This window comes from Agrobacterium sp. GW821-FHT02D03 (assembly GCF_059421725.1).
The window spans coordinates 648952-670438 of sequence record NZ_JBWKVN010000001.1 but is presented as its reverse complement, the minus strand read 5'-3'; the positions used below and the strand labels follow the sequence as shown (position 1 = coordinate 670438).

At 57.7% G+C, this 21487-nt stretch carries 20 protein-coding genes; 9 read left to right on the top strand and 11 right to left on the bottom strand.

Going from position 1 to position 21487, the window contains the following annotated elements; genetic code table 11:
• Positions 1-70 precede the first annotated feature (70 nt).
• Entirely contained in the window at positions 71-1636 is a 1566-nt protein-coding gene (locus tag AC07U5_RS03035) for a DUF1963 domain-containing protein (protein WP_494722262.1), read from the top strand.
• Positions 1637-1785: 149 nt separating this feature from the next.
• Here the strand turns inward: AC07U5_RS03035 and AC07U5_RS03030 are convergent, their stop codons facing one another.
• Positions 1786-2364: a hypothetical protein gene (locus AC07U5_RS03030; RefSeq protein ID WP_494722261.1), complete on the bottom strand. Its 579-nt coding sequence runs from the start codon at positions 2362-2364 to the stop codon at positions 1786-1788.
• Between the two features lie 248 nt (positions 2365-2612).
• Here AC07U5_RS03030 and AC07U5_RS03025 point away from each other — a divergent pair, with 248 nt between their 5' ends.
• A complete protein-coding gene (locus AC07U5_RS03025) occupies positions 2613-3776 on the top strand; it encodes a S41 family peptidase (RefSeq protein WP_494722260.1) in 1164 nt (387 codons plus the stop codon).
• A 114-nt stretch (positions 3777-3890) separates the two neighbouring features.
• Here AC07U5_RS03025 and AC07U5_RS03020 read toward each other — a convergent pair whose 3' ends face one another.
• Positions 3891-4820, bottom strand: a complete 930-nt coding sequence (locus AC07U5_RS03020; RefSeq protein WP_494722259.1) for a LysR family transcriptional regulator — start codon at positions 4818-4820, stop codon at positions 3891-3893.
• A gap of 121 nt (positions 4821-4941) precedes the next feature.
• On the opposite strand from AC07U5_RS03020, the gene AC07U5_RS03015 reads away from it, so the two are divergent.
• Positions 4942-5808 carry an aldo/keto reductase family oxidoreductase gene (locus AC07U5_RS03015; RefSeq protein ID WP_494722258.1) on the top strand — a complete coding sequence of 289 codons (867 nt, stop codon included), beginning with the start codon at positions 4942-4944 and terminating at the stop codon, positions 5806-5808.
• A 52-nt stretch (positions 5809-5860) separates the two neighbouring features.
• Here AC07U5_RS03015 and AC07U5_RS03010 read toward each other — a convergent pair whose 3' ends face one another.
• A complete protein-coding gene (locus AC07U5_RS03010) occupies positions 5861-6763 on the bottom strand; it encodes a LysR family transcriptional regulator (RefSeq protein WP_494722257.1) in 903 nt (300 codons plus the stop codon).
• A gap of 91 nt (positions 6764-6854) precedes the next feature.
• Between AC07U5_RS03010 and AC07U5_RS03005 the strand changes: the two genes are divergently transcribed.
• Both AC07U5_RS03005 and AC07U5_RS03000 read left to right on the top strand, forming a co-directional pair.
• On the top strand, positions 6855-7871 hold the full coding sequence (locus AC07U5_RS03005) for an NADP-dependent oxidoreductase (protein WP_494722256.1): 1017 nt from the start codon (positions 6855-6857) through the stop codon (positions 7869-7871).
• A 72-nt stretch (positions 7872-7943) separates the two neighbouring features.
• Positions 7944-8246: a putative quinol monooxygenase gene (locus AC07U5_RS03000; RefSeq protein ID WP_494722255.1), complete on the top strand. Its 303-nt coding sequence runs from the start codon at positions 7944-7946 to the stop codon at positions 8244-8246.
• A gap of 57 nt (positions 8247-8303) precedes the next feature.
• Here AC07U5_RS03000 and AC07U5_RS02995 read toward each other — a convergent pair whose 3' ends face one another.
• From AC07U5_RS02995 to AC07U5_RS02985, 3 genes are all read right to left on the bottom strand, one after another.
• Complete coding sequence (locus AC07U5_RS02995; RefSeq protein ID WP_494722254.1) at positions 8304-9383, bottom strand: FAD-dependent oxidoreductase; 1080 nt, start codon at positions 9381-9383, stop codon at positions 8304-8306.
• Between the two features lie 217 nt (positions 9384-9600).
• Positions 9601-10419 carry an alpha/beta fold hydrolase gene (locus tag AC07U5_RS02990; RefSeq protein WP_494722253.1) on the bottom strand — a complete coding sequence of 273 codons (819 nt, stop codon included), beginning with the start codon at positions 10417-10419 and terminating at the stop codon, positions 9601-9603.
• A gap of 757 nt (positions 10420-11176) precedes the next feature.
• Positions 11177-11632, bottom strand: coding sequence for a hypothetical protein (locus tag AC07U5_RS02985; RefSeq protein ID WP_494722252.1), 456 nt, complete (start codon positions 11630-11632; stop codon positions 11177-11179).
• On the opposite strand from AC07U5_RS02985, the gene AC07U5_RS02980 reads away from it, so the two are divergent.
• Positions 11624-12700: a DUF6892 domain-containing protein gene (locus tag AC07U5_RS02980; protein WP_494722251.1), complete on the top strand. Its 1077-nt coding sequence runs from the start codon at positions 11624-11626 to the stop codon at positions 12698-12700. The genes AC07U5_RS02985 and AC07U5_RS02980 overlap by 9 nt on opposite strands.
• Before the next feature lie 300 nt (positions 12701-13000).
• Here the strand turns inward: AC07U5_RS02980 and AC07U5_RS02975 are convergent, their stop codons facing one another.
• The 3 genes from AC07U5_RS02975 to AC07U5_RS02965 form a co-directional block, all read right to left on the bottom strand.
• On the bottom strand, positions 13001-13819 hold the full coding sequence (locus tag AC07U5_RS02975; RefSeq protein ID WP_112956116.1) for a GGDEF domain-containing protein: 819 nt from the start codon (positions 13817-13819) through the stop codon (positions 13001-13003).
• Positions 13820-14237: 418 nt separating this feature from the next.
• On the bottom strand, positions 14238-14771 hold the full coding sequence (locus tag AC07U5_RS02970) for a hypothetical protein (RefSeq protein ID WP_494722250.1): 534 nt from the start codon (positions 14769-14771) through the stop codon (positions 14238-14240).
• A gap of 85 nt (positions 14772-14856) precedes the next feature.
• Entirely contained in the window at positions 14857-15078 is a 222-nt protein-coding gene (locus AC07U5_RS02965; RefSeq protein WP_062427815.1) for an aa3-type cytochrome c oxidase subunit IV, read from the bottom strand.
• Positions 15079-15507: 429 nt separating this feature from the next.
• Here AC07U5_RS02965 and AC07U5_RS02960 point away from each other — a divergent pair, with 429 nt between their 5' ends.
• Positions 15508-16047 carry a TRAP transporter small permease subunit gene (locus AC07U5_RS02960; RefSeq protein WP_062439430.1) on the top strand — a complete coding sequence of 180 codons (540 nt, stop codon included), beginning with the start codon at positions 15508-15510 and terminating at the stop codon, positions 16045-16047.
• A gap of 27 nt (positions 16048-16074) precedes the next feature.
• Positions 16075-17577 carry a TRAP transporter large permease gene (locus AC07U5_RS02955; RefSeq protein ID WP_062427813.1) on the top strand — a complete coding sequence of 501 codons (1503 nt, stop codon included), beginning with the start codon at positions 16075-16077 and terminating at the stop codon, positions 17575-17577.
• 500 nt (positions 17578-18077) lie between these two features.
• Here the strand turns inward: AC07U5_RS02955 and AC07U5_RS02950 are convergent, their stop codons facing one another.
• Positions 18078-19184: a TRAP transporter substrate-binding protein gene (locus AC07U5_RS02950; RefSeq protein ID WP_062439429.1), complete on the bottom strand. Its 1107-nt coding sequence runs from the start codon at positions 19182-19184 to the stop codon at positions 18078-18080.
• A 402-nt stretch (positions 19185-19586) separates the two neighbouring features.
• Between AC07U5_RS02950 and AC07U5_RS02945 the strand changes: the two genes are divergently transcribed.
• On the top strand, positions 19587-20342 hold the full coding sequence (locus AC07U5_RS02945) for a gamma-glutamyl-gamma-aminobutyrate hydrolase family protein (protein ID WP_494722249.1): 756 nt from the start codon (positions 19587-19589) through the stop codon (positions 20340-20342).
• 22 nt (positions 20343-20364) lie between these two features.
• Here the strand turns inward: AC07U5_RS02945 and AC07U5_RS02940 are convergent, their stop codons facing one another.
• On the bottom strand, positions 20365-21327 hold the full coding sequence (locus tag AC07U5_RS02940; protein WP_494722248.1) for a 2-hydroxyacid dehydrogenase: 963 nt from the start codon (positions 21325-21327) through the stop codon (positions 20365-20367).
• Between the last annotated feature and the right edge of the window lie 160 nt (positions 21328-21487).

Here is a 21487-nt window from a genome sequence, read left to right as displayed (position 1 = left end):
TTCTGGTGGTTGCGCAAGTTTCTGATCTGGCCGAGTATCGAAGCGACTATGTCCGCGTTGGGAGTCTCATATGAAGTTGGTCGAAACGCCGGAGTTCTCAGTTGAAGCAAATCCTATGTTTGAAAATACCCGCATCTTTGCAGGGTCAATCGGATTGCGTCGTCATCCGGAGACGGCGTTCTCACCACAGATGAGCGTGTGGTCTGCTAAGCGTGAGAGAAAATCGCCCGAAAAATGGCTCAGCGACCGCCTCAAAGATGATGGTGGCAAGATCATTGGGCGTGAAGCTGTGACCTTCGCAGGCATGCCTGGCGAGATGAGCAAAGTAAAGGATCGTTTGCAGGATTGGGAGACGAAGGAGAAACGCAACTGGTATCGGCTGCGTGCGCTTCTGGTGTCGGCTGATGGCTCTACCTGGTATCACGCCACTGCTATGGTCAGTGAGCCGGAGCTCGCCGAGATCGAGAGGGATTTTAAGCGTTTGCTAGAATCCCTCCGCCTCAAGCTCGAAGGCAATGCCGCGAACGAGGTAAGAGCTGCGGCGGAAGCTGAGACGGCAGCCGTCGTTGAAAAACTGAAGGACAGCATGGAGAAGGTATCAGCCATTCGCATCCAGCAAAGCCAGGAAGAACGGCGCCTCGAAAATGCAGCAGCCGTGATGGCACCCGCGGCCGGTATCGAGGAGCGCTTCAACGCGGCGGTAGCTGACGCTGGGTTGCAGGATAAGCGTGAAGCCCTGCGATTGATCGTCATGCCGACGGTTGCCATGGTTGAATGCAATGCCGCCGACCCCGAAATCACTGGCCTGAGCCGCATCGGCGGAGGCCCTGACCTGCCCTCCGACACGGATTGGCCGCGCGACGACAACGGCTTGCACCTCAATTATCTTGCCCAGATCAATCTTGCTGACGTGCCTGATCGACCCGAAGAGCTACCGGCATCCGGGGTGATCTCCTTTTTCACGGGAACGGACTACACGGATTGGCGCGTCCTCTATACACCGGCGGACGCAACTCTCACGCCCCATACAGTTTCGGAAGACGCGATGGACACGGCAATCTCGGTATCGCAGATGATCGTCTGGGATAGCGACCTCAAGCGGTTTGTACCGAACGGACAGGCTGTCGACGGACTATTGGTCAGCACGGACGAGGCCGGTCGCTTGACATTCAGCCGTGACGGTGTACCCGTCAGGGCTTTCGCCTCTGAATACGAGTTCAGCCGCTCGGCGCAGACGCTGCGCTTCGAACGCTCGCTTAGCGCTCCCTTCGGCCAGCGTGGCCCCAACAACAAACCAAGGGCCTATGCTGATATTGGGATCGAAGACCCGTCGGATTTTTCTATCGCGGTCAGCGAGCGCTTTAAAATCGGAGATGGACCGCAGCACCAGATGTTCGGAATAACCGGCGTGCGTGATCTCGCTGCAATCCAGCAGATGGCTGCGAAACATGCAGCACAAAACGGCTGGTCCGATATCTCCGCGCCAGATGGCTGGTTCATTCTGGTCAAGCTCGCATCCGGAGGCGAAGCGGATTTCAACTTCAGTGATCACGGCGACTACGTTTTTATGATCAACCGAAATGACGCCGTTCGAGCGGACTTCTCGCGGGTCTACGCCTTTGTCGATTCTGGTTGAGTAAGAAATCGCGACATGACGCCATGGCTTAACGTCCAATCGCAACATGGAAACGACAGGTCGAACGTCCGTTTCGCGTTAACAGCGACGATGCGCGGAAGGCAGTTTCCCTTATGCTGGGCCCTCATCGGCGGCGAGCATGGGCGCTTCTAGGGTTGACGCCCAAAACGAATGAGTGGTTCGCCCTGCCAGGAAACAGCCACCCCGTCGTTAAGCTCGTTCACTGCGCGGTAGAGGGCAGCGAAGGGATCGGCGGAAGCACCAACACCTAGTCGTTCTCGGATAGCTTCCCTTGCCTCGCCGGGTGTCGCGACAGAATAGCCTCCGGGCTCATATGGCCACGGCTTGTTTAATGCCTCGTCCATGCCCCATTTTTGAACATAGGCAGCCCAGGCGGCACGCGCTTGCCGTAAGTCTGGCTCGCCTACAAATCTCAACGCGTCACGCCAGCTTGGTAATCCCGTGGCTATAGCGACAAACTCGTCAAAGTCGGACGCGACGACCCCAAACGATCCCTCAGAGTCGATGAGAAGAATTTTGCCGTCCGGCATCAGGTTGAACGTTCCACCACTACCATCCATTGCAAATTGCTTAGAGCCTTCGGGGGTGATTTTATATTGGTCTCCATCGATTTCCGGCGGCTCCCCTAACTCCAATTCAAAAATTGTACTTATCTCAACCTCAAGCGCAGATGCCTTGATTTGTCGGATAATTTCACTTCTTGTCATCACTCCTCCGGAGGCCGATCCGTGCCCCAAGATCGCCGTAGCGATGACGCAGAATAGTGTCAGTGCCTGTCGTGCTCTCATGACAATCGGTATCTCTTTTTTTCCAACGCTAGCACAAGCACTGGTCTGTGGACACCATGACTGCTTCGGGCCAGTCACGGTCTCCGCTTTGCGCCAACACCAGCCGTTGACATCCAGGTCGATATAGCGACGTCATCTGCAGATCGCCTATTGAGCCGAGGCTGGAGATGGCAACGCAAGACATTGATCGATTGGAAGCGCAGAGGACATTGTCCGCGGCGCGGCGCGGTGGGATCGTCGCTGGCATATATGAAGCGATCCGATCTTGCTTCGCGCATTGGGAGCCACTTGCCAGTTTCGACTTTGAGGCTGAGTTCAAGGCCTATGTCGAAGACGCTTTTGAGGCGCCCGATCGCCTCGGTTTCGATCTGGCCACGATGCGGTTTATTGCGAAGCTGAGGAACGGGCATACCGCATTTTCCGATGAATGGCTCTGGCATGAGCATGGTGCGCCCATAGGACTGGACGTAACGCACGACGAGGCTGGATGGTGCGTTACCAAGTCAGCCTATGATGATATTTCTCTGGGAGCTCGAATTCTCCAGATCGACGACCGGCCAATTGATGAGATGGCGTCGAGGCTTTTGGCGTTCGTGCCGGGCTCCAGCATTCGTGAGCAACGCACCCGCCTTTTCTCGAAACCTTTCCTGTTTCCACCTTCCTTTGAAATCGTGATGGACGATGGCTCGAAGAAAAAAATCGATCGTGGCAGGGAGCTACCCGACGACGGTACTGCAACGACAGGTCGCTGGCTGGTGGACGGCGAGAGATACCTCCTGACCATACCAAGCTTCGCTCAACCTCACTTCGAAGCTAACGCTATCGGACTTCTGCAATCTCTCGCCAATACCATTCATCTGGTGATCGATGTTCGCGGCAACTCCGGCGGCAACACACCCGACAAACTCGTCGCCGCACTCATGCCTGATCGATATCGGTTCTGGACATATGTCACACCCGTCACGAACGCCCTTGCGCGCGCTCAAGGCAAGCCGCCTTCCTTGCTGACCCACGAGGCAAAATGGAGAGAGCCAATCGAAGGAGCATTCAAGGGACCGCTGACCATCCTCATTGACAGACGCACCTTCTCAGCCGCCGAGGATTTTGTGATGCCTTTCAAGGACACCAAACGTGCCGAAATCGTCGGTGAGACGACGGGCGGAAGCAGCGGACAACCTTGCCTGCGGGACCTTGGCGATGGGATGCGGTTGTGGGTCAGCACCAAGAGGCAGATGTTTCCAAATGGCGCCCCATTCGAAGGCTTGGGGATTGAGCCCGACACTTATAGAAACTGGCAGCCGGGCGCTGATCCCAAAACGTCTTCTGCGTAGCTTTTCAACTCTATGTACCTCAGGCTTAGACCCGATAGTCTCCATCCAGTAGGCCCCTACGACTCCCGGCGATCCCGCCAAAGAGAGCAATGGACATGACCCCGTCGCTGATCTTCATAAGCCTGCCCCCAAACCTTTCCCTGCATCCCTGTTCATTTGCCGCACGAAATCGATAAACGCACGCAAAGGCGCAGGCACGAGCCGCCGTCCGGAGTAATAAAGAAACGGGCCGGGAAACCGTAGCCACCAGTCTTCCATCACCGGCACCAGATCGCCTCGCTCGAAGTGCGGCCTCAGCCAATCCTCGAAAATGTAAGCCATGCCGCAGCCGGCAATGGCGGCGTCGATGCCAAGATCGGTGCCGCCGCCGAATTGGACGATGAGGTTGCCTTTCGGATTGATGACCACCTCTTCCCCGTTCCGTTCGAATTCCCAGGGCGGAATGGCGCGCCCTGAAAACCGGCCGAGAATGCAATCATGCAAAAGCAGGTCTTGCGGGTGTTGCGGCATGCCCCTTCGTGCCAGGTAATCTGGCGATGCGGCAAGGGCGAAGCGCTGCTGGCGTGGGCCGATCGGCAGGGCGAGCATATCCTGCTCCAGCCTTTCGTCATAACGGATGCCCGCATCGCAGCCGTTCTTGATGATGTCGACGAAATTCTCATCGGTCACGATTTCCAGGCTGATATCCGGATAGGCCGCGAGAAACGGTGGCACGATGTCAGGCAGGACCAGCTTTGCCGCACTCATCGGCACATTCAGCCGAAGCTCGCCCGAGGTACGGCCGCGGCTGCTCTTGACCTCGTTCAACGCCGAGGCCACCTCTGCGAATGCGGGTGCGGTGCGCTCCATGAGGAGACGCCCTGCATCCGTCATCAGCACGCTCCTTGTGGTGCGATTGAACAGGCGCACCCCAAGCTCGTCTTCCAGCCGTTTGACCGCATCGCTCAACGCCGAGGAACTGATGCCACTTTCACGCGCCGCCTGCCGAAACCCCTGGGATCGCGCCACCAGGAGAAACGCATTCAGATCCGTTAAATCCGCCACTCTTGCTCACTCCCAACGCCCGTTGCCATTGTCCAGCCTGGCGGACAACCTGTCCTGATTATAGCGCCTTGTCGCACATATGCCACCTGCCTATTTTCCAGCAACACAAAGGAGACAGGCGATGAGCACGATGACACATTCAGGAACATTCAAGCTTGGCGACCACACGGTGCGCCGTTTGGGATATGGCGCGATGCAGCTTGCGGGCAAGGGCGTTTTCGGGCCGCCGCGCGATCGTGCAGAGGCCATAGCCGTGCTGCGCGAAGCGGTGGAAAGCGGCGTCAACCACATCGACACCAGCGATTTCTATGGCCCGCATGTGACGAACGAAATCATCCGCGAGGCCTTGCATCCCTACGCGAGCGACCTTCTGATCGTCACCAAGGTCGGCGCGAGCAGAGGCGCGGACGCATCCTGGAAGCCGGCCTTCTCACGTGCGGAGCTGACACAGGCCGTTCATGACAATCTGCGCAATCTCGGGCTCGATGTGGTCGATGTCGTCAATCTGCGCGCCATGTTCGACGTGCACGGCCCTGCGGAAGGGTCGTTGGACGAAGCGCTCGACGTGCTGGCGGATTTGAAGCAACAGGGGCTGATCCGGCATATCGGCCTTTCCAATGTCACGGCAAAGCAAATCGAGGATGCCGGAAAGATCACCGACATCGTCTGCGTGCAGAACCAGTACAATCTTGCGCATCGCCACGACGACGCCCTGATCGAGACGCTCGCGGCCCGCGGCATCGCCTATGTGCCGTTCTTCCCGCTCGGCGGCTTCTCGCCGCTGCAATCCTCCGTCCTGTCCGACGTGGCGGCAAAGCTTAACGCCACGCCGATGCAGGTGGCGCTTGCCTGGCTGCTTCAGCGATCGCGCAACATTCTCCTGATCCCCGGCACCTCGTCACGCGGCCATCTGCGCGAAAACCTGGCAGCCGCGACGATCGAGCTCCCCTCGGAGGCACTGTCTGAGCTGAAGAAGGTGGCTGGCTGATATCGCTTGTAGAACGCGGAGCCTCCGCAAACTGCGGAGGCTCCTGCCCCCGTCACGACAGCTCCACCAGCGCGTTCAGGAAGGCGCGCATGGCGGGGTTGGACCGTCTACTTTCGGGCCATAGGGCCGTGATATTGTGACGGTCCACCGCGTAATCGGAAAGAACTGGCACAAGCGCGCCACGCTTCACCCAGGCGTTGGCCATGAAACTCGTCGCCATTCCGATCCCGGCACCGGCTGATATTGCCGCCAGCACCGCTTCGCTGGCATCGACGATGATGCCGGAGGATGGCACGATCTCCACTTCCTTCTCCCCGATGCGGAAAGGCCAGCGAAACAGCTGGCCGCTGCTTTGATAGCGCAGGCTGACCGTCTCGTGCTCCTCTAACTGGTTCGGATGGGTTGGCGGGCTGCGCCTCGCCAGATAGTCGGGCGAGGCATAGCAGCATAGCCGGTGTGGCATCAGGCGGCGGGACAGCAGGCGCGAATCCGACAGGTCGCCAATGCGGACTGCAAGGTCGAAGCCGCCGTCGATAAGATCCACCATGTGATCGCTCAAACGCAGATCGATCGTCACCTTCGGGTGGAGCGCGCGAAACTGCTGCAGCACCGGCGCGATGACATGCAGGCCGATCGGCAGGGATGCGGCAATCCGCAATGTCCCGGCTGGTTCGGTGCGCGCTGCCTTTGCCGCCTGCTCGATCTCTTCGGCGGCGTGCAGCAGCCTCAGCGCCCGATCATGCAGATCGCGCCCTTCGCTCGTCAGCGTCAAGGAACGCGTCGTGCGCGCAAACAGCGAAACGCCGAGCTGCTGTTCCAGCCGCTGGATGCTCTTGCTGACCGCGGACGGTGAGATGCCCAGCGAGCGGGCAGCGGCGGTGTAGCTTCCAAGCGAACCGGCGCGCGCAAATGCAATCAGCCCCGTCAGCCTGTCAATTCCGATTTGTTCCTTCATGGCACTATTAAAGCGAATTACCGCCTGATTTTCAAATGAAACCCGCAGTCCTATCTTTTCCTGACACAACGACAATTCAGGTGAGGCAAAGATGACTGAGATGATGAAAGCCGTGCGATTGCACGCATTCGGTGGACCGGATGTGCTCCTCTATGAGGATGCGCCACGACCGCAAATCTCTGCGGATGAGGTGCTTGTTCGGGTCCACGCCGCAAGCATCAACCCGCCGGATCTCTATTTGCGCGACGGTTATCGCGCACTTCCGCCGGAATGGCAGCCCAATCCAAGCTTCCCGCTGATCCTCGGCACGGACATTTCCGGCACGGTTTCGGCCGTTGGTGAGAACGTCTCGCAGTTCAAACGCGGCGATGCCGTCTTCGCCATGGTCCGCTTCCCGCACGATTTGATGACCGGAAGCGGCGCCTATGCCGACTATGTCCGGGTTCCCGCGTCAGAGCTCGCGCCAAAACCCGCCGGGATCGACCATATCCACGCCGCCGGCGCACCTATGTCGCTGCTGACCGCATGGCAATTTCTGGTGAGCCTCGGTCATGATGTGCCGAACCCCTTCCAGACCTTTCCGCACGCACCCATTCCGCTTGGCGGCAAGACGGTGATGGTAAACGGCGCGGGCGGAGGCGTGGGCCATCTCGCAGTCCAGATCGCCAAATGGCAGGGCGCGAGGGTGATTGCCGTCGCTTCGGGCAAACACGAGGCGCTTCTCAAAGACCTCGGTGCGGATCTCTTCATCGACTACAGAAAGACGAATGTCGAGACCGTGATGAAGGATGTCGATCTGGTGCTCGATGCCGTGGGCGGCGCGAACATGGAACGCTTCCTGCCCTTGATCAAGCCGAATGGCGCACTGTACCTCGTCAACCCGCTTGGCTTTTCCGGCCACGAGGAAGCCGCCCGGCGCAACATAACCGTCTCCTCGACGCAGGTGCGCTCGAATGGCGCGCAATTGGCAGCGGCTGGCCGGCTGCTCGATGATGGTACCGTGCGGGTGGTGATCGACAGCACCTATCCCCTGGCCGAGGCCGCGGCAGCGCATCGTCGTGCGTCCGAAGGCAGCATCCAGGGTAAGATCGTGCTGGTCGCCGCCTGATCACCGACTTGACCAGTCAATGCCCCGGTCGTCGCAAACACGCGGTCGGGGCACCTATGGAAGGCAATATCCATGTTGATCATAACCGGCCACATGCATGTCGATCCGGCCGATCTGGCGCCGTTCACCGCAGACCTCAAAGCATTGGCAGCCGAAACACGAAAGCGGCCAGGATGCATCAGCTATGATGCGGCGGTGGACGATCCGCACGAGGGGCGACTGCTGATATCGGAACGCTGGGCCGATCAGGCAGCGCTCAACGCGCATTTGCTGGTAGCCGACACCATCGCCTTCGTCCGCCGCTGGAGCGGCAAGATGCGCGGCGAGATCCGAAAATACGACGCGTTCAACGAACGTGACATCATGGATGGATGACGCGCTTCATGAAATCGGTTGCTTCGGTGCCCCGCTGCTGAAGACACACTGACCGCTTCACCACACCCCGGAAATGAGGGTGAAAAACCAGGCCGCACTGCGGGGGAATCGCCCCGCAAATTTCCAGTAGCTGTTCCTGAGATATTGGACACTCCGCCACTTCGTCGACAGCATCAGATAGTCGAAATGGGTGAAGCGCAGGACGGATCGTGCGCGATCGCGCAAGGTTTTTTCCACCTCCGTCTGGTGTCTCGCCAATGCGCGGCCAAGCGTCACGCCATCCCAGATCGCCAGATTAAGGCCCTGGCCGCCGACTGGAGACTGGACATGGGCCGCATCCCCAATCAGCCATACGCGACCGATGCGTGGCGAAGGCACGCGCCGAAGGGAAACACGAAACTCCCTTTCATAAAGCAGCCTGGCATCCTGGAACATATGAGTGAGCCTGGAGGCCACACCCTTCGCATTGAATATGCCCTGAACGACACCGCGACGCGGTTGTGAAAGAAAGAGGCCGACACCGTTTGCTTGCAGAAACAGTTGCGCCTGTGCGTCCTGAGGCCACGTCTCAGTCTCTATCTCGGCGACAGACCAGTCTTCGGGGTAGTCACGTCCGACGAATGGCACATTGAGGAATGATCGGACCGCACTTTTGCCCCCGTCCGCGGCAACCAGCCAATCGGCCTTGATGATTTCGGTCCCATCCCCGTCACGGATGGTCGCTTCGATGCCATCGGCATTTTCCACGACGCTTGCGAACACGCGACCATACTCGACCTGCACGCCATAAGCGGCCAAAGCCTCCTCCATCGCCTGCTCAAGCATGGCCTGCGGATAAAGATGCGCGGGCGGCTCGCCATTCACATCCGGCACCCGAAGATCCGCCACCAGTTTCTCATCGTCGTGAAAGACAAAGCGCCGCATGGGAATAGCTTGCGAGATCACTCTCTCGGTGATGCCGAAATCCGCGAGTTGGTGCCAGACGCCTTGCGCGACCCCTGTCGCCTTCTGCACCGATGTTCTGGAAGGCCTCTTCTCGACGATCCTGACATCCGCGCCAAGACGAGCGCAACTGAGCGCACAGGCCAGGCCGCTCGCACCACCGCCAACGATCAGAATCCTTGCCGACTGAGCCATGATGAAAAACCTCGGCCATTGCTTGCCAGTGTCGGCCAAAACAGGACCGCTGCAGCTACTGAAATGGCAGCTTATCGCAGCCGGTGACGGATTGCGATAGGTCGTCGCGGCGCATAAGTTCGATGTCTCAGGGAAAATGAAATGGCACTTGCCAGTCAGATAACGCCGTCCGGCATGGCCAGATGCTGCCGAACCAATACCTGACTTATGTGACTCGCTATCTGAAGCTCTTCAAAACCGCGGCAACAATGGCTTGCGGGCAATCTTCCTGAACAAGATGGCCTGCTTCGAGAAGTGGAATGCAGTCATCGGCGGAAATCAGTGCCGCCAGGCGAACACCGTTTTCATAGGAAATCCACTCGTCATTCTTTCCCCACAGCACTTTTACCGGGCAATCCATTGGGGCATAGCGGAATTGAACTTCATCGGTGTAGCGCTGATCCATTTGCGCGATTTGCCGATAGAATGCGGGCTGTCCGACAGGACCAAGCCAAGGTGCACTGTATATGTCCAGTGCCTCTTCCGATAACGGCTTGTAGGCGGCGGTCTGCAAATAGGCGCGTAAAATGGCGCGGTGCATGTAGCTCGGCATGCCAGAGAAAGCCATTTCGTGCTGACGAACATGCTGCACCAGGGGCGACCCCCACGGGGCAAGAGCGACAGCGTCAAAAATTGTCAGGGCGGAATAGCGCAACCCGTTGAGAAGGTAAGCACGAAGCACGGTTGCTCCGCCGAAATCATGCGCCAAAATTTCCGGCCGTTCGATATTCCACTCGTTGAACAACGCCGCCAGAACATTGTTTTGTACGCCAAGTGAAACGTCCTGTCCTTCACGCATCTCAGACTGGCCATAGCCAACCATGTCGAAGTAGTAAACGGTCCGATCATTGGCGAAGTGCGGAATGATATTGCGCCACACCTGTGATGAAAACGGTGTGCCGTGAACTGCAACCAATGGCGGGCCGCTGCCGATGGTCCCCCAACGAACTCTATCACCGTTGATGATCGATGTATTTGGGAGCTCCAGCCTGGGCATTCTTCTCTCTTTCAGTGTCGGTGACGTAGAGCCCTTGGCTCTGGAGAAGCATGAATGTCTCGGAGCAAAATCACCACTTCATAATATTGAGAATAAGGATCAGCTCGCCTGGGATGTGGCTTTGCCGACGATCGAGGTTTGCTGCACCGAAACGAACGGCCGCTTCTGCAAGGCATCAAAAGGAGGTTCGGATAACTGAGACGAAGGCGCGACGCTGACCTTCTCCCTTCGGCCCGTGATGACTGCAATGGGCCGCTTCGCGCCAAGAGCGGACATGGTGAGGGTTGCTCTAAATCAGGAGCGAGCGACACGGTGCAAGTCATGGCGATCGTAAATCGTTCGCATTACGCGGGATAACGGTTGGTACCGCATGTGATTCCACAGGCTCGCCAAAGCTTGTACGACGCGATCACGAGCGGCCGCACCTAACGGAATGATGGGGCGATGAGATTCAGGGTCTGCAATCGGAAAGGTCGTCATCCAGGCATGAGCTGATGCGGTATTGCTGGCCGACACTCGACCTATCTTTGATATCGCAACTTTTTTAATCTTGATGGCTCAAGGCTGTCCGGGATAGGTTTGTGTCCAATAGGGCCGCTTAATTTTGTTGGGAACTGCCGTTTGCAGCGCCACGTCTTTCAAATCCGTTCGAAATCGATTGTGAGTAGATATGACGTTTGAAGAAAGCCTGGATTTTCTAACTTCCTATGAGGCGGACGATTACCGATCTCTAAAAATCGCCCAGGAAAACTGGAAATCACTGATCAGCGAAGATCGTGGCTACCTTGAACGACTTTACGATATTTATTTTGCGACGATCAAAGGTTTCCTGGGTGAAAATGACGCTTTGGCGCTTAACGGTGTGAAAGCTTATAATTTCATTCTTGCATTTTCGGGCACGACCACCGTCGCAAGTCATGGCGGCAAAGAAGAAGCGTGGCGAATTCTCAATGAGCGGCACGCCCAACATCTCGACCTTTTGCGACGCGCGATCGAACGACCTAATAGTGTCGTCAGTGAAAAATTCAGCAGGACAAAAACGGGAAAATGGGCTGATATCGTTACATCGATGCTCGACCTTTATTATTGGCATAAGCCTTATAGCAATCACGACGAAAAGCTCAGAATCGAAGCAGCGATGCTCGTTCCCAAGATCTACCGGGCGTTCCCGGAGCACAGGAGTTTTCTCCTGCCCGACCACTTGATGCTGCATCCAAATGCAATCCGCGAGGCTGGTGACCTGATCCGGTTCTACATCCTGGAAAAAGCCCAGCGCGAAGCCCCTCTGCTTGTGGACCTTGCTTACGATATGTTCGGGTTTCACTCCGATAAAGGCAAGCCGGCGCACGCCCAATCGGCCGCAATTCTGCAACATGCTCTCAGCGACGCATCTTCCTGGACGGAACAACAACTCGAACAGTTTCTGGAGCAGGTCGTTTTTACGCCTCTGGATATCCAGACATATCAGAGCCCAGAGGCTGAAGCTCTCCTGCAATCGACCATCGCCAATTACGAACGGCTGCTGCGGGAAAACAAATATGAAAGTCATCTCGGCACGTCAGCACAAACCTACCGCGAACGCGACGAAAAAACCCTTCAGGCGCATCGCGCAACCCTTAACTTGATCCAGAGTGATTTCGACGCCTGGAACAGGAAACGTCGCGACAAGGCCGTGCAGCGGCTTGCCGTTTCCGCCACAACCCGCAAGGCGTTCAAGGTTATCGAAACGAAGCTCCCTGCCCCTTACGCCGAGCTCATTGGCGCGCTTCTCAAAGAGGCTGAGGACTATTCAAGCCGTCCCAAACTTTACCCCTCGCACAAGCCTTCGGAAAATCGTTTCAAGGATTTTGGCTTGAAGCTGCTGGTCATCGAAGAACTCATGTACCGGCAGAAGGTGCTCGCGCCGCAATTCGATATCCACCTGTTTGCCAAGGAATATGAGAAGCGGGAAATTTCCGTCGAGATTGACGGCTACGAGATCATCCCGGAGGTCGAGACCTACTTCAAAAATCTGCCCATATCGGACGAGCTGCTTGCCAAGGTCGAAACGCTGCATCAATCAAGCGGATTGGACGGTGGGTCCGAGTTTATCTATCACCTCTACCCCTTCTGGGATCCCGGCAGTGGCGATAAAGCCATTCCCGTCAGCAACAAGGCGATTACCGATCTTGAGCTTCTGCCAAACCTGAAATCGATCAGTGGGCTGGAGAACAGCAAGCCCACCCCAAAGCTTCTGAAAGCGCTTGCAGCGCGCGACATCAAGATTTCCACCGAAGAGTAGCGTGTTGAGCAGGATTTCGAAGTAAGAGCACTATCCCAACGGTGACATTGCCATCGTGATGCGGAACTGTTGCGCTTTGAACCCATGGTGGACGCGCGCAGTATTCTGAATATCTGAAAATTGCGCCCCCATTCTGGCGCGCTTTGTCTAGCAACTTCGGCTGCTTCGCGCCAAAAGCGGCTGTAATATGCCGCGGCTTTGCGATAGCACCATGCAATAAACCAAGGACCTCAAGCGTAACGATCGAATCTGAAAGATCGCGACTCGCTTTAGAGAACCTGCCCTGGAGGGCTCGAGGCGCTACACAGCCACGCTGGCTTTCGCTTTGAAGTCCTCCGGCAGCAGGTCGCTATGGAGGATCTGGTTGCGACCGGATGATTTCGCCAGATAGAGCGCCCTGTCGCAGGCGTTGAACAGATCCTCGAAGGACGCGTAGGATTCCTTATCGGCCACACCGCCCGACAGCGTGATATGAACAAGCCTGTCTTTCAGGTTCACGGGCCGGGCCGCCAGCATTTCGTTGCACCGCTGTGCAAGTGTCAGACGTTTCTGGGCGGTGAGCTGAACCGCCAGAACGGCAAATTCCTCGCCGCCGATCCTGGCAACGACATGGGGTTGCGGGAAAGCAGACATCAGGTGCCGTGCCACCGTCACGATCGCATGGTCTCCGACATCGTGGCCGAACTCGTCATTGATCCGCTTGAAGCGATCGATATCGAACAGGATGAGCGACGCATTCTCGTCCGCCTTCGCCACCTCTTCCATAAAGGCACGGCGATTGAGGAGCCCAGACAGCATGTCGGTGCGGCTCAGCCGTTCAAATGTCGCGCGCGAGATGGACAGATGATGGATGGCGAGACCCACGAGATACACGATGGAAAACGTCAACGACGAGGCCACCACAGTCGATATGATCACGCCAACGGTTGCCCCCTGCCAGACGTCGTAGGGCAGCAAGCCAAATGCGTTCATCAGATGGTGGGCGACGATATTCAATATGTCGGCAACCAGCGTCACGACGATAGCCGTGCGAAGGGCAAAGGAAAGGACCTTGCTCTTCGTCTCAAAGCGGTCCGTGGCGCATGCCTGCTTTATATGGCGTTCAACAAATGCAAGCATCGACCTTCAGGTCCCTCGTTTGAGCGATAGAGCGCCGTGCGTCCCTATGGACGCACAAAGGACGCTCTTCTTAAAATCTACGCAGCGGCTTAGCCGATGCTCTAGTCGCCCCCGACCGGGTCGAACTGTTGCATGAGAGGTTTTGATATCTCATGAAGAACGAAGGTGAATGTTTGATTGAAGCCTGTGTCGACTGCCCGATGCGACTGCATCGTCAAGGCTTGGAGCACGCGAGCCCCAGTCGCTGCATCATGATGGATGCGGCGCAGTAACAGTGGAAGGAGGTCACCTTGCCATCCTTCATGCGACAGAGGGGGCAGGAGCTTACAAGGTCGCCGTCATAACGCGCGGCGATCGCCGATCCACAAATCCACCGGCGAAATGTCAGCATCGCTTTCACCGTATCAGTAGGGGCGGTTCACTCCACCGCTTCCATCGTACCCGTCGGGAACGCGACAGTGGCAAGCGGCGGATAGACCTCGCGAACGATATTGATCTGCTGCGCGTCATCAATCCTGACCAGATACCACTTTCCGCCATCGATCAGCGCCAACGTCGCGGTCTTCGCCTCGATCTTTTGGCCCTTGGTTTCCATCAGACTGCGCGAAGGCACCAGCACATAGGGGGTGCCATCGGGGGCTTGCTTGTAAGCGGCCCTGTCGACATCCATCTCGAAATCGAGAAATTTGACCGAGGCGAGCGCAATCTGCATCTGCGCCTGCATCGCGCTTCGAAGCGTTGCCATATCCACACCGGCCTTGCTGGCAATATGCTGAAGAACCTTGGGTGGGACGGTCTCGGCGACGACACCGAAGTCGCCCTGCTTCAGCGCGGTTTCGAAGCGCACGATCTGCGCCTGAAGGTCGGCCTTTTCCTCGGCGGTGAATTCACGCGCCGCCGCACCCTGCCAGAAGCAGACAGCCAGACACAAAGACAGGAAAAGAGCCTTCATGACACGCGCCTCTCATCGGTCTTATGACGTTGAGTGAGATGAAGCGCGACGGGTGCCGCGCTGTCGTGGATGACGGCAAAGCGGCTTACAGAATAAAGAAACCCGCAGCCGACAGGATGATGAAAACCAGCAATCCGCCGAAGAATCCGCCCGTCGTGAAGAAACCGACGGCCATGGCGATCATCAGCATGCACACCAGCATGGTGCCGTATTTCGAAGCCAACAGAAAATGATTGTAGGTCTTCTGATGCTCGGCAAGGTCCATCTTCGCACCGACTTCGACTGGACCGCTATGGTGTTCGCTCATGCTTGCTTCCCCTCTATTGATCTGCGCTCGCCGTCATCGTCCCATCATCCGATGGATGTCTTCCCTGATAACGAAGCAAGCGACAGAACGCTCCGCGTCAAGACCTACACAAAATTTGAAGCAGACGCAACGCGGGTAACGCGCTGTTTGCCCGGCAAAATCGCTCCGAATTCGGGCAATTTATCCCGGGCTCGCGGCCTTGGAAAAGCGGAGCGTTTGTCACATCGACGCCACCGGCGCGCAGGAAAGACCGGGATGGCGCATGGTCGACCTTCTTCCTAGTTGCATTTGGCAAATCCTGCCCATAACGATGGACGCAGGGAGGATTTCTGGTGGGGACAACAGGCGTGGGAGGACGATTCGCCTGAGGGGTTTCCGCCATAAACATTCCTCCTCGAAAACCCGCAAAGGGATCGAAAGGGGAAAACAATGCACGCGCTTTTGAAACTGAGCCGCGCCATCGACATGTTGAGCGAGGCGCTGGGAAAATTCTCAGGCTACCTGGTTCTCATCTGCTGCCTCGTCAGCGCCGGCAACGCCATCGTGCGTTACCTGTTCAATTACAGTTCGAACGGCCTCCTGGAAATCCAGTGGTACATGTTCGGCTTCATCGTGCTCATCGGCGCGTCCTATACGCTGCGGATGAATGAGCATGTGCGCGTCGATATCATCTATGGCGCCATTGCACCGCGCACCCGCATCTGGGTGGATATTATCGGCCTCGTTCTCTTCCTGCTTCCCGCCTGCTTCTATCTCGCCTGGCTGAGCTGGCCGGTGTTCCTGCTTTCATGGCAACAGAACGAAGTCTCCTCCAATGCCGGCGGCCTCATCCGCTGGCCCGTCAAGTTCATCATCTTTGCGGGCTTTGCCCTCCTCGTCCTTCAGGGAATATCCGAACTGGTGAAGCGCATCGGTGCGCTGAACGGGCTCTATCAGCTCGACACCAAATACGAAAAACCGCTCCAGTAACGCCGGCGCCATTTCAAGGATATTCTGATGTTCGAATACGGTATTCTTCCGCCGGCCATGTTCCTGGGCATGATCATCTTCATGCTCTACGGCTTTCCGGTCGCTTTCTCGCTTGCCAGCGTCGGCCTTCTGTTCGGCGTCATCGGCATCTTCACCGAGCATTTCTCGCCCGCGTTCATGCAGGCGCTGCCGCTGCGCATCTTCGGCATCATCTCCAACGATCTGCTGCTCGCCATTCCCTTCTTTACCTTCATGGGGGCAATCCTGGAACGATGCGGCCTTGCGGAGGATCTGCTGGAGGGCACGGGCAAGCTCTTCGGCGCGATCCCCGGCGGCCTTGCCTATGCGGTCATTCTGGTTGGCGCCATTCTCGGCGCCATCACCGGCACCGTAGCAGCGTCCGTCATCACCATGGGCGTCATCTCGCTGCCGATCATGCTGAAATATGGCTATAATCCGCGCGTCGCCACGGGCGTCATTGCCGCATCCGGCACCATCACGCAGGTTATTCCGCCCTCTCTCGTTCTCATCGTTCTCGCAGACCAGCTCGGCCGTTCCGTCGGCGATATGTATCTCGGCGCCATCGGCCCGTCCTTCCTGCAGGTCGCAATCTTCATGCTCTTCATCCTCTTTCTCTCGGTCTTCCGGCCGAAGGATGTTCCCGCACTTCCGCCGGAAGCCCGTGGAGAGCTGAACCGGGCGCTGGTGCTGAAGGTTCTGGGCGGCATGATCCCGTCCATCGTGCTGATCTTCCTCGTTCTCGGCACCATCTTCCTCGGCCTTGCGACACCAACGGAAGCCGGCGCACTTGGCGTTGTCGGCGCCATGGCGCTTGCCGCAGCCCACCGTCGCCTGACCTGGGATCTGGTCAAGCAGGGCATGCATTCCACCATGCACATCACCTCCATGGTGGTGTTCATTCTGGTCGGCGCCACCTGCTTCTCGCTGGTGTTTCAGGGCATGGATGGGTCGCTGTGGATCGAGCACATGCTGTCGGGCATTCCAGGCGGCCCGATCGGCTTCCTGATCTTCGTCAACATCTTCATCTTCTTCCTTGCCTTCTTCCTCGATTTCTTCGAGATCGCCTTCATCGTCGTGCCGATGCTGGCACCGATCGCCCAGTCGCTGGGCATCGATCTGATCTGGTTCGGCGTGCTTCTGTGCATCAACATGCAGACGAGCTTCATGCATCCGCCCTTCGGCTTTGCGCTCTTTTATCTGCGCTCCATCGCACCGCGCACGGTAAAGACCTCGGATATTTACATGGGCGCGATCCCCTGGCTTGGCATGCAGCTTATCCTCGTCGCCATCGTCATCTTCTGGCCGGAATCCGTCACCTACTGGCTGGACAAGACCCCGGAGGTCGATCTCAACACCATCAAGATCGAGGTCCCCGCCTTTGGCAATCAGGGCGGCAACACCATGCCAAACTTCGGCCTGCCCCCCATGGACGGCGCACCCGGCCAGGGCGGCGGCAACGGCCTGCCCGGCATGCCGAACCTCAACGAACCGCCGAAGATCAATCCCTGACGGCGAACGCTTGTTTGATCAGGATGAAAGCGTTATATTGGTGGAGTGGAAGGTAGGGTTGCACACCTACCTTCCGTTTATTTACTTCCTGAAGAATGTGAACCGGACAGCTATTGACCAGCCTGTCCGGTTTTTCTTTACGATAAACGTAATGCTCAGCGGCTTGCGCATCACACTAGAGCGCCGCGCGTCCTCTAGGACGCGCAAAGGACGCTCGAGGTTTTTGAATGTACGCATCGTGCTTTTCCGAAAATCGACTTCGATTTTCGGGCCGATGCTGTACCTCCACAGTTGAACAGCAAGGCCTTTGCCAAGGTCGGCGTGGCCGATCCTCGCCGATATTCCGGCTGGTCTCCGAAATGTGCTGCTTCGCTGCTCAACGCTGCCGATCATAACCACGCGCCGTTACTTGTCCATAAACGCGCGAGAGCCCTGTTTAAGCTCAAACGAAAAAGCCCGGACCTTTCGATCCGGGCGTCCTATCAATGCTATGGATAACGTCAGAGCTTGCCGTTGCGCTGCTGGATCATCATGAACGTGTCATAGGTGTATTCCGCCAGCTGCATCCACAGATAGCCTTCGCGCTTGAAGGCCACCTGGTCGTCATAGACCTTCTTGAAGTCCGGGTTGACGGCAGAGATTTCCGCGTAGACTTCGAGAGCGGCCTTGTAGCAGGCGTCCAGAATATCCTGGCTGAAGGGACGAAGCGTTGCACCTTCGGATACGATCTGCTTGATCGCCTTGGGGTTCTTGGCGTCGTATTTCGCCAGCATGTTGGTGTTGGCAAACGAGCAGGCGTCCTGCAGCACGGCCTGGTAATTCTTTGGCAGGTCGTTCCACTTGTCCAGATTGACGAAGGAGTGGATGACCGGGCCACCTTCCCAGAAGGCCGGGTAGTAGTAATATTTCGCCACCTTCTGGAAGCCGAGCTTGTGGTCGTCATAGGGGCCGACCCATTCGGCCGCGTCGATCGTGCCCTTTTCCAGCGCCGGGTAGATATCGCCGCCGGCGATCTGCTGCGGCACGACGCCAAGCTTTTCAACCACCTTGCCGGCCAGACCGGCAATGCGCATCTTCACGCCCTTGAAATCGTCGACGGTGTTGATTTCCTTGCGGAACCAGCCGCCCATCTGCACCCCGGTATTGCCGGAAATCATGCCATAGAGCTTGTGCTTGGCGTAGAACTCGTTCAGCAGCGTGTTGCCATTGCCCTCATAGAACCAGGAATTGGTGAGGCGCGCATTCAGCCCGAAGGGGATCGCGGTGCCGATCGCAAAGGTCGGATCCTTGCCGACGTAGTAGTAGGAGCAGGTATGGCACATTTCGACCGTGCCGGAGGAGACAGCATCCGCCGCCTGCAGGCCGGGGACGATTTCGCCGGCTGCAAACACCTGAATGTTGAAATTGCCGTCGGTCGCGTTCTTCACATGGTTGGCGATATCCTGCGCGCCGCCAAAGATCGTATCGAGCGATTTGGGGAACGAGGAGGTCAACCTCCATGTGATCTTGGCATTTTCCTGCGCGATTGCCGGTGCCGCCAGAACCGTTGCTGCTGCAGCACCCGTGCCCGCAAGCGCACCTTTTTTGATGAATGAACGTCGATCCATATTATCCTCCCAGATACGAACCTGTCATCGTGTCGCATCCCTCCACGCACACGACATCAACTGAGAAAAGCATGGGCCATGGCAACTGACAAGCGGCCCATCGAACAATAAATCTCATGACATGCTTGGGAGCGATAAAATTGATCGCCTCATGGGAAAGTCGATCGTCCAAGCGGCATGATCTTATACTTTAGACCAATAAATTGCGTCACTTACGCAAAGAGAATGCTTGACGAATCCGCCCCTTCGGCTTCACTGACGGCAGCCTTAAGCGTGTTGCGATCTTGCAGATTCGCGCACCCACTTTCGGCCCTTGCTTTTTCGCATGTCGTTATCGCAAAACCGCTGCACAGTTTTGCGCAACATGCTTTATTTCAAGACCGCATCACATTCGGAGCCATCATGTCGAAGCCCATCATCGCGATCCCTGCCGATATCAAACAGGTGGACGGTGCCGAGTGGCACGCGGCGCAGACGCAGTATCTCAAAGCGGCGCTGAAGGTGGCCGGCGTCATGTCCTTGATCGTACCCGCCTTCGAGACCGGCAACGAGGTTGACGCCATTCTCGACCGGGTGGACGGCCTGCTCGTCTCGGGCTCGGCCAGCAATGTGCACCCCTCGCTCTATGGCGAGCAAGCCACCGACGCCGATGGCCCCTTCGATGCCGGGCGTGATGCGACGAGCCTCGAACTCATCCGCCGCGCGATCGATCGCGGCATTCCGATGCTCGCCATCTGCCGCGGCATTCAGGAGTTGAACGTGGCCCTTGGCGGCACGCTCGCCAGCGAAATCCAGGAACTGCCAGGACGCTGGGACCACCGCAAGCCGGAGACCACCGAGCGCGACGTGATGTTCAGCATCCGCCAGCCGGTGCATGTGCGCGAAGGCTCCTGCATTGCAGAGCACCTTGGCCTGTCCGGCGAAATCCAGATCAACTCGGTCCACCGCCAGGCCATTGCCGAGACCGCGCCCCGGCTGCAGGTGGAAGCGACCGCCGAAGACGGCACCATCGAGGCCGTCTCCGTTATTGATGCCAAGGGATTTGCCATCGGCGTCCAGTGGCACCCGGAATATTGGGCCGAGACCGATGGCCCCTCACGCGCTCTGTTCGAAGCCTTCGGCAAGGCCGTGCGGGCATATCAGGCGAGCAAGGCGTAAAACGCCTCGCTCCCTTCATCGATTACCGCTTCGCCGGTGTTTCCGGCACCGGCGTCAGCACCTTCCGCTCCGCAAACCAGCCGAGAATATTGTCCGCCACCAGATCCGCCATGGCATTGCGCGTCGGCACCGAGGCGGAGGCAACGTGCGGCAAGAGCGAAACATTGTCGAATGCCAACAGCGCTTCGGGCACATTCGGCTCGGAATAGAACACGTCGAGACCGGCACCACCGAGCGTGCCGTCTTCAAGCGCCTTGATCAGCGCATCCTCATCCACGCTCGAGCCACGGCCGACATTGATGAAGACGCCATTCGAGCCAAGTGCGGAGAAGATCTCGCCATTGATAGCCTTGTGGGTTTCCGGCGTGCCGGGCACGATGCAGATCAGAATATCCACCGCGCTGGCCATGTCCTTCAGCGAGGCATAATAGGTGTAGGACAGCTCGTCGCGCTTGATGCGCGTGTGATAGCCGATCTCTACCTTGAAGGGCTCGAGGCGCTTGGCGATTTCCTGGCCGATGCGCCCCATGCCGAAGAGGCCGACCTTGCGACCGCGCAGCGAAAAGGGCGAGAGCGCAAACGGCCCCTCCTTCACCCACTTGCCATCCCGCAGATAGCTCTCGGCCTGATAGAGGCGGCGCACCGTGTTGATCAGAAGCGCAATCGTCGTATCGGCCACTTCGTCATTCAGCACATCCGGCGTGTTGGTGACGATGATGCCACGCTTGGCCGCATGCTTGGCATCGACGCCGTCATAGCCCACACCGAAATTGGAGATGATCTCAAGGTTCGGCAATCCATCGATCCAGTCCGCATTGACGCTGCCGGAGACGGCGACGGCGCGAACGCGCTCCGCCACCTCGGCGGAGATGGCAGGCTTTGCCCCCACAGGGGCGGTCACCACCTCCACCTTGCCTTGGAAGCGCTCCAGCACGCGCGGATGAATTTTCCCCGGAACGAGAACGACGGGTTTTTGATCGGACATGGGCGGTCATTCCTCCTGCAGACGCATTTCCAGAGAGGAGAGCCAGTCGCTCTCAAGACCCTGAAATGCAAAAAATGTCGAAGCGGCGGGACCGCTCCGTGACGCGGAAGGCAAAGCTAACCGATGCGAGACGAAACCGAAACCCGCGAAAAGACGAGAT

Bases quoted from the DNA above. Each gene is read 5' to 3' on its own strand.
- AC07U5_RS03035 (WP_494722262.1), top strand. From the start codon at position 71: ATGAAGTTGGTCGAAACGCCGGAGTTCTCAGTTGAAGCAAATCCTATG.
- AC07U5_RS03030 (WP_494722261.1), bottom strand. From the start codon at position 2,364: ATGACAAGAAGTGAAATTATCCGACAAATCAAGGCATCTGCGCTTGAG.
- AC07U5_RS03025 (WP_494722260.1), top strand. From the start codon at position 2,613: ATGGCAACGCAAGACATTGATCGATTGGAAGCGCAGAGGACATTGTCC.
- AC07U5_RS03015 (WP_494722258.1), top strand. From the start codon at position 4,942: ATGAGCACGATGACACATTCAGGAACATTCAAGCTTGGCGACCACACG.
- AC07U5_RS03010 (WP_494722257.1), bottom strand. From the start codon at position 6,763: ATGAAGGAACAAATCGGAATTGACAGGCTGACGGGGCTGATTGCATTT.
- AC07U5_RS03005 (WP_494722256.1), top strand. From the start codon at position 6,855: ATGACTGAGATGATGAAAGCCGTGCGATTGCACGCATTCGGTGGACCG.
- AC07U5_RS03000 (WP_494722255.1), top strand. From the start codon at position 7,944: ATGTTGATCATAACCGGCCACATGCATGTCGATCCGGCCGATCTGGCG.
- AC07U5_RS02995 (WP_494722254.1), bottom strand. From the start codon at position 9,383: ATGGCTCAGTCGGCAAGGATTCTGATCGTTGGCGGTGGTGCGAGCGGC.
- AC07U5_RS02990 (WP_494722253.1), bottom strand. From the start codon at position 10,419: ATGCCCAGGCTGGAGCTCCCAAATACATCGATCATCAACGGTGATAGA.
- AC07U5_RS02980 (WP_494722251.1), top strand. From the start codon at position 11,624: ATGCTGCATCCAAATGCAATCCGCGAGGCTGGTGACCTGATCCGGTTC.
- AC07U5_RS02985 (WP_494722252.1), bottom strand. From the start codon at position 11,632: ATGCAGCATCAAGTGGTCGGGCAGGAGAAAACTCCTGTGCTCCGGGAA.
- AC07U5_RS02975 (WP_112956116.1), bottom strand. From the start codon at position 13,819: ATGCTTGCATTTGTTGAACGCCATATAAAGCAGGCATGCGCCACGGAC.
- AC07U5_RS02970 (WP_494722250.1), bottom strand. From the start codon at position 14,771: ATGAAGGCTCTTTTCCTGTCTTTGTGTCTGGCTGTCTGCTTCTGGCAG.
- AC07U5_RS02965 (WP_062427815.1), bottom strand. From the start codon at position 15,078: ATGAGCGAACACCATAGCGGTCCAGTCGAAGTCGGTGCGAAGATGGAC.
- AC07U5_RS02960 (WP_062439430.1), top strand. From the start codon at position 15,508: ATGCACGCGCTTTTGAAACTGAGCCGCGCCATCGACATGTTGAGCGAG.
- AC07U5_RS02955 (WP_062427813.1), top strand. From the start codon at position 16,075: ATGTTCGAATACGGTATTCTTCCGCCGGCCATGTTCCTGGGCATGATC.
- AC07U5_RS02950 (WP_062439429.1), bottom strand. From the start codon at position 19,184: ATGGATCGACGTTCATTCATCAAAAAAGGTGCGCTTGCGGGCACGGGT.
- AC07U5_RS02945 (WP_494722249.1), top strand. From the start codon at position 19,587: ATGTCGAAGCCCATCATCGCGATCCCTGCCGATATCAAACAGGTGGAC.
- AC07U5_RS02940 (WP_494722248.1), bottom strand. From the start codon at position 21,327: ATGTCCGATCAAAAACCCGTCGTTCTCGTTCCGGGGAAAATTCATCCG.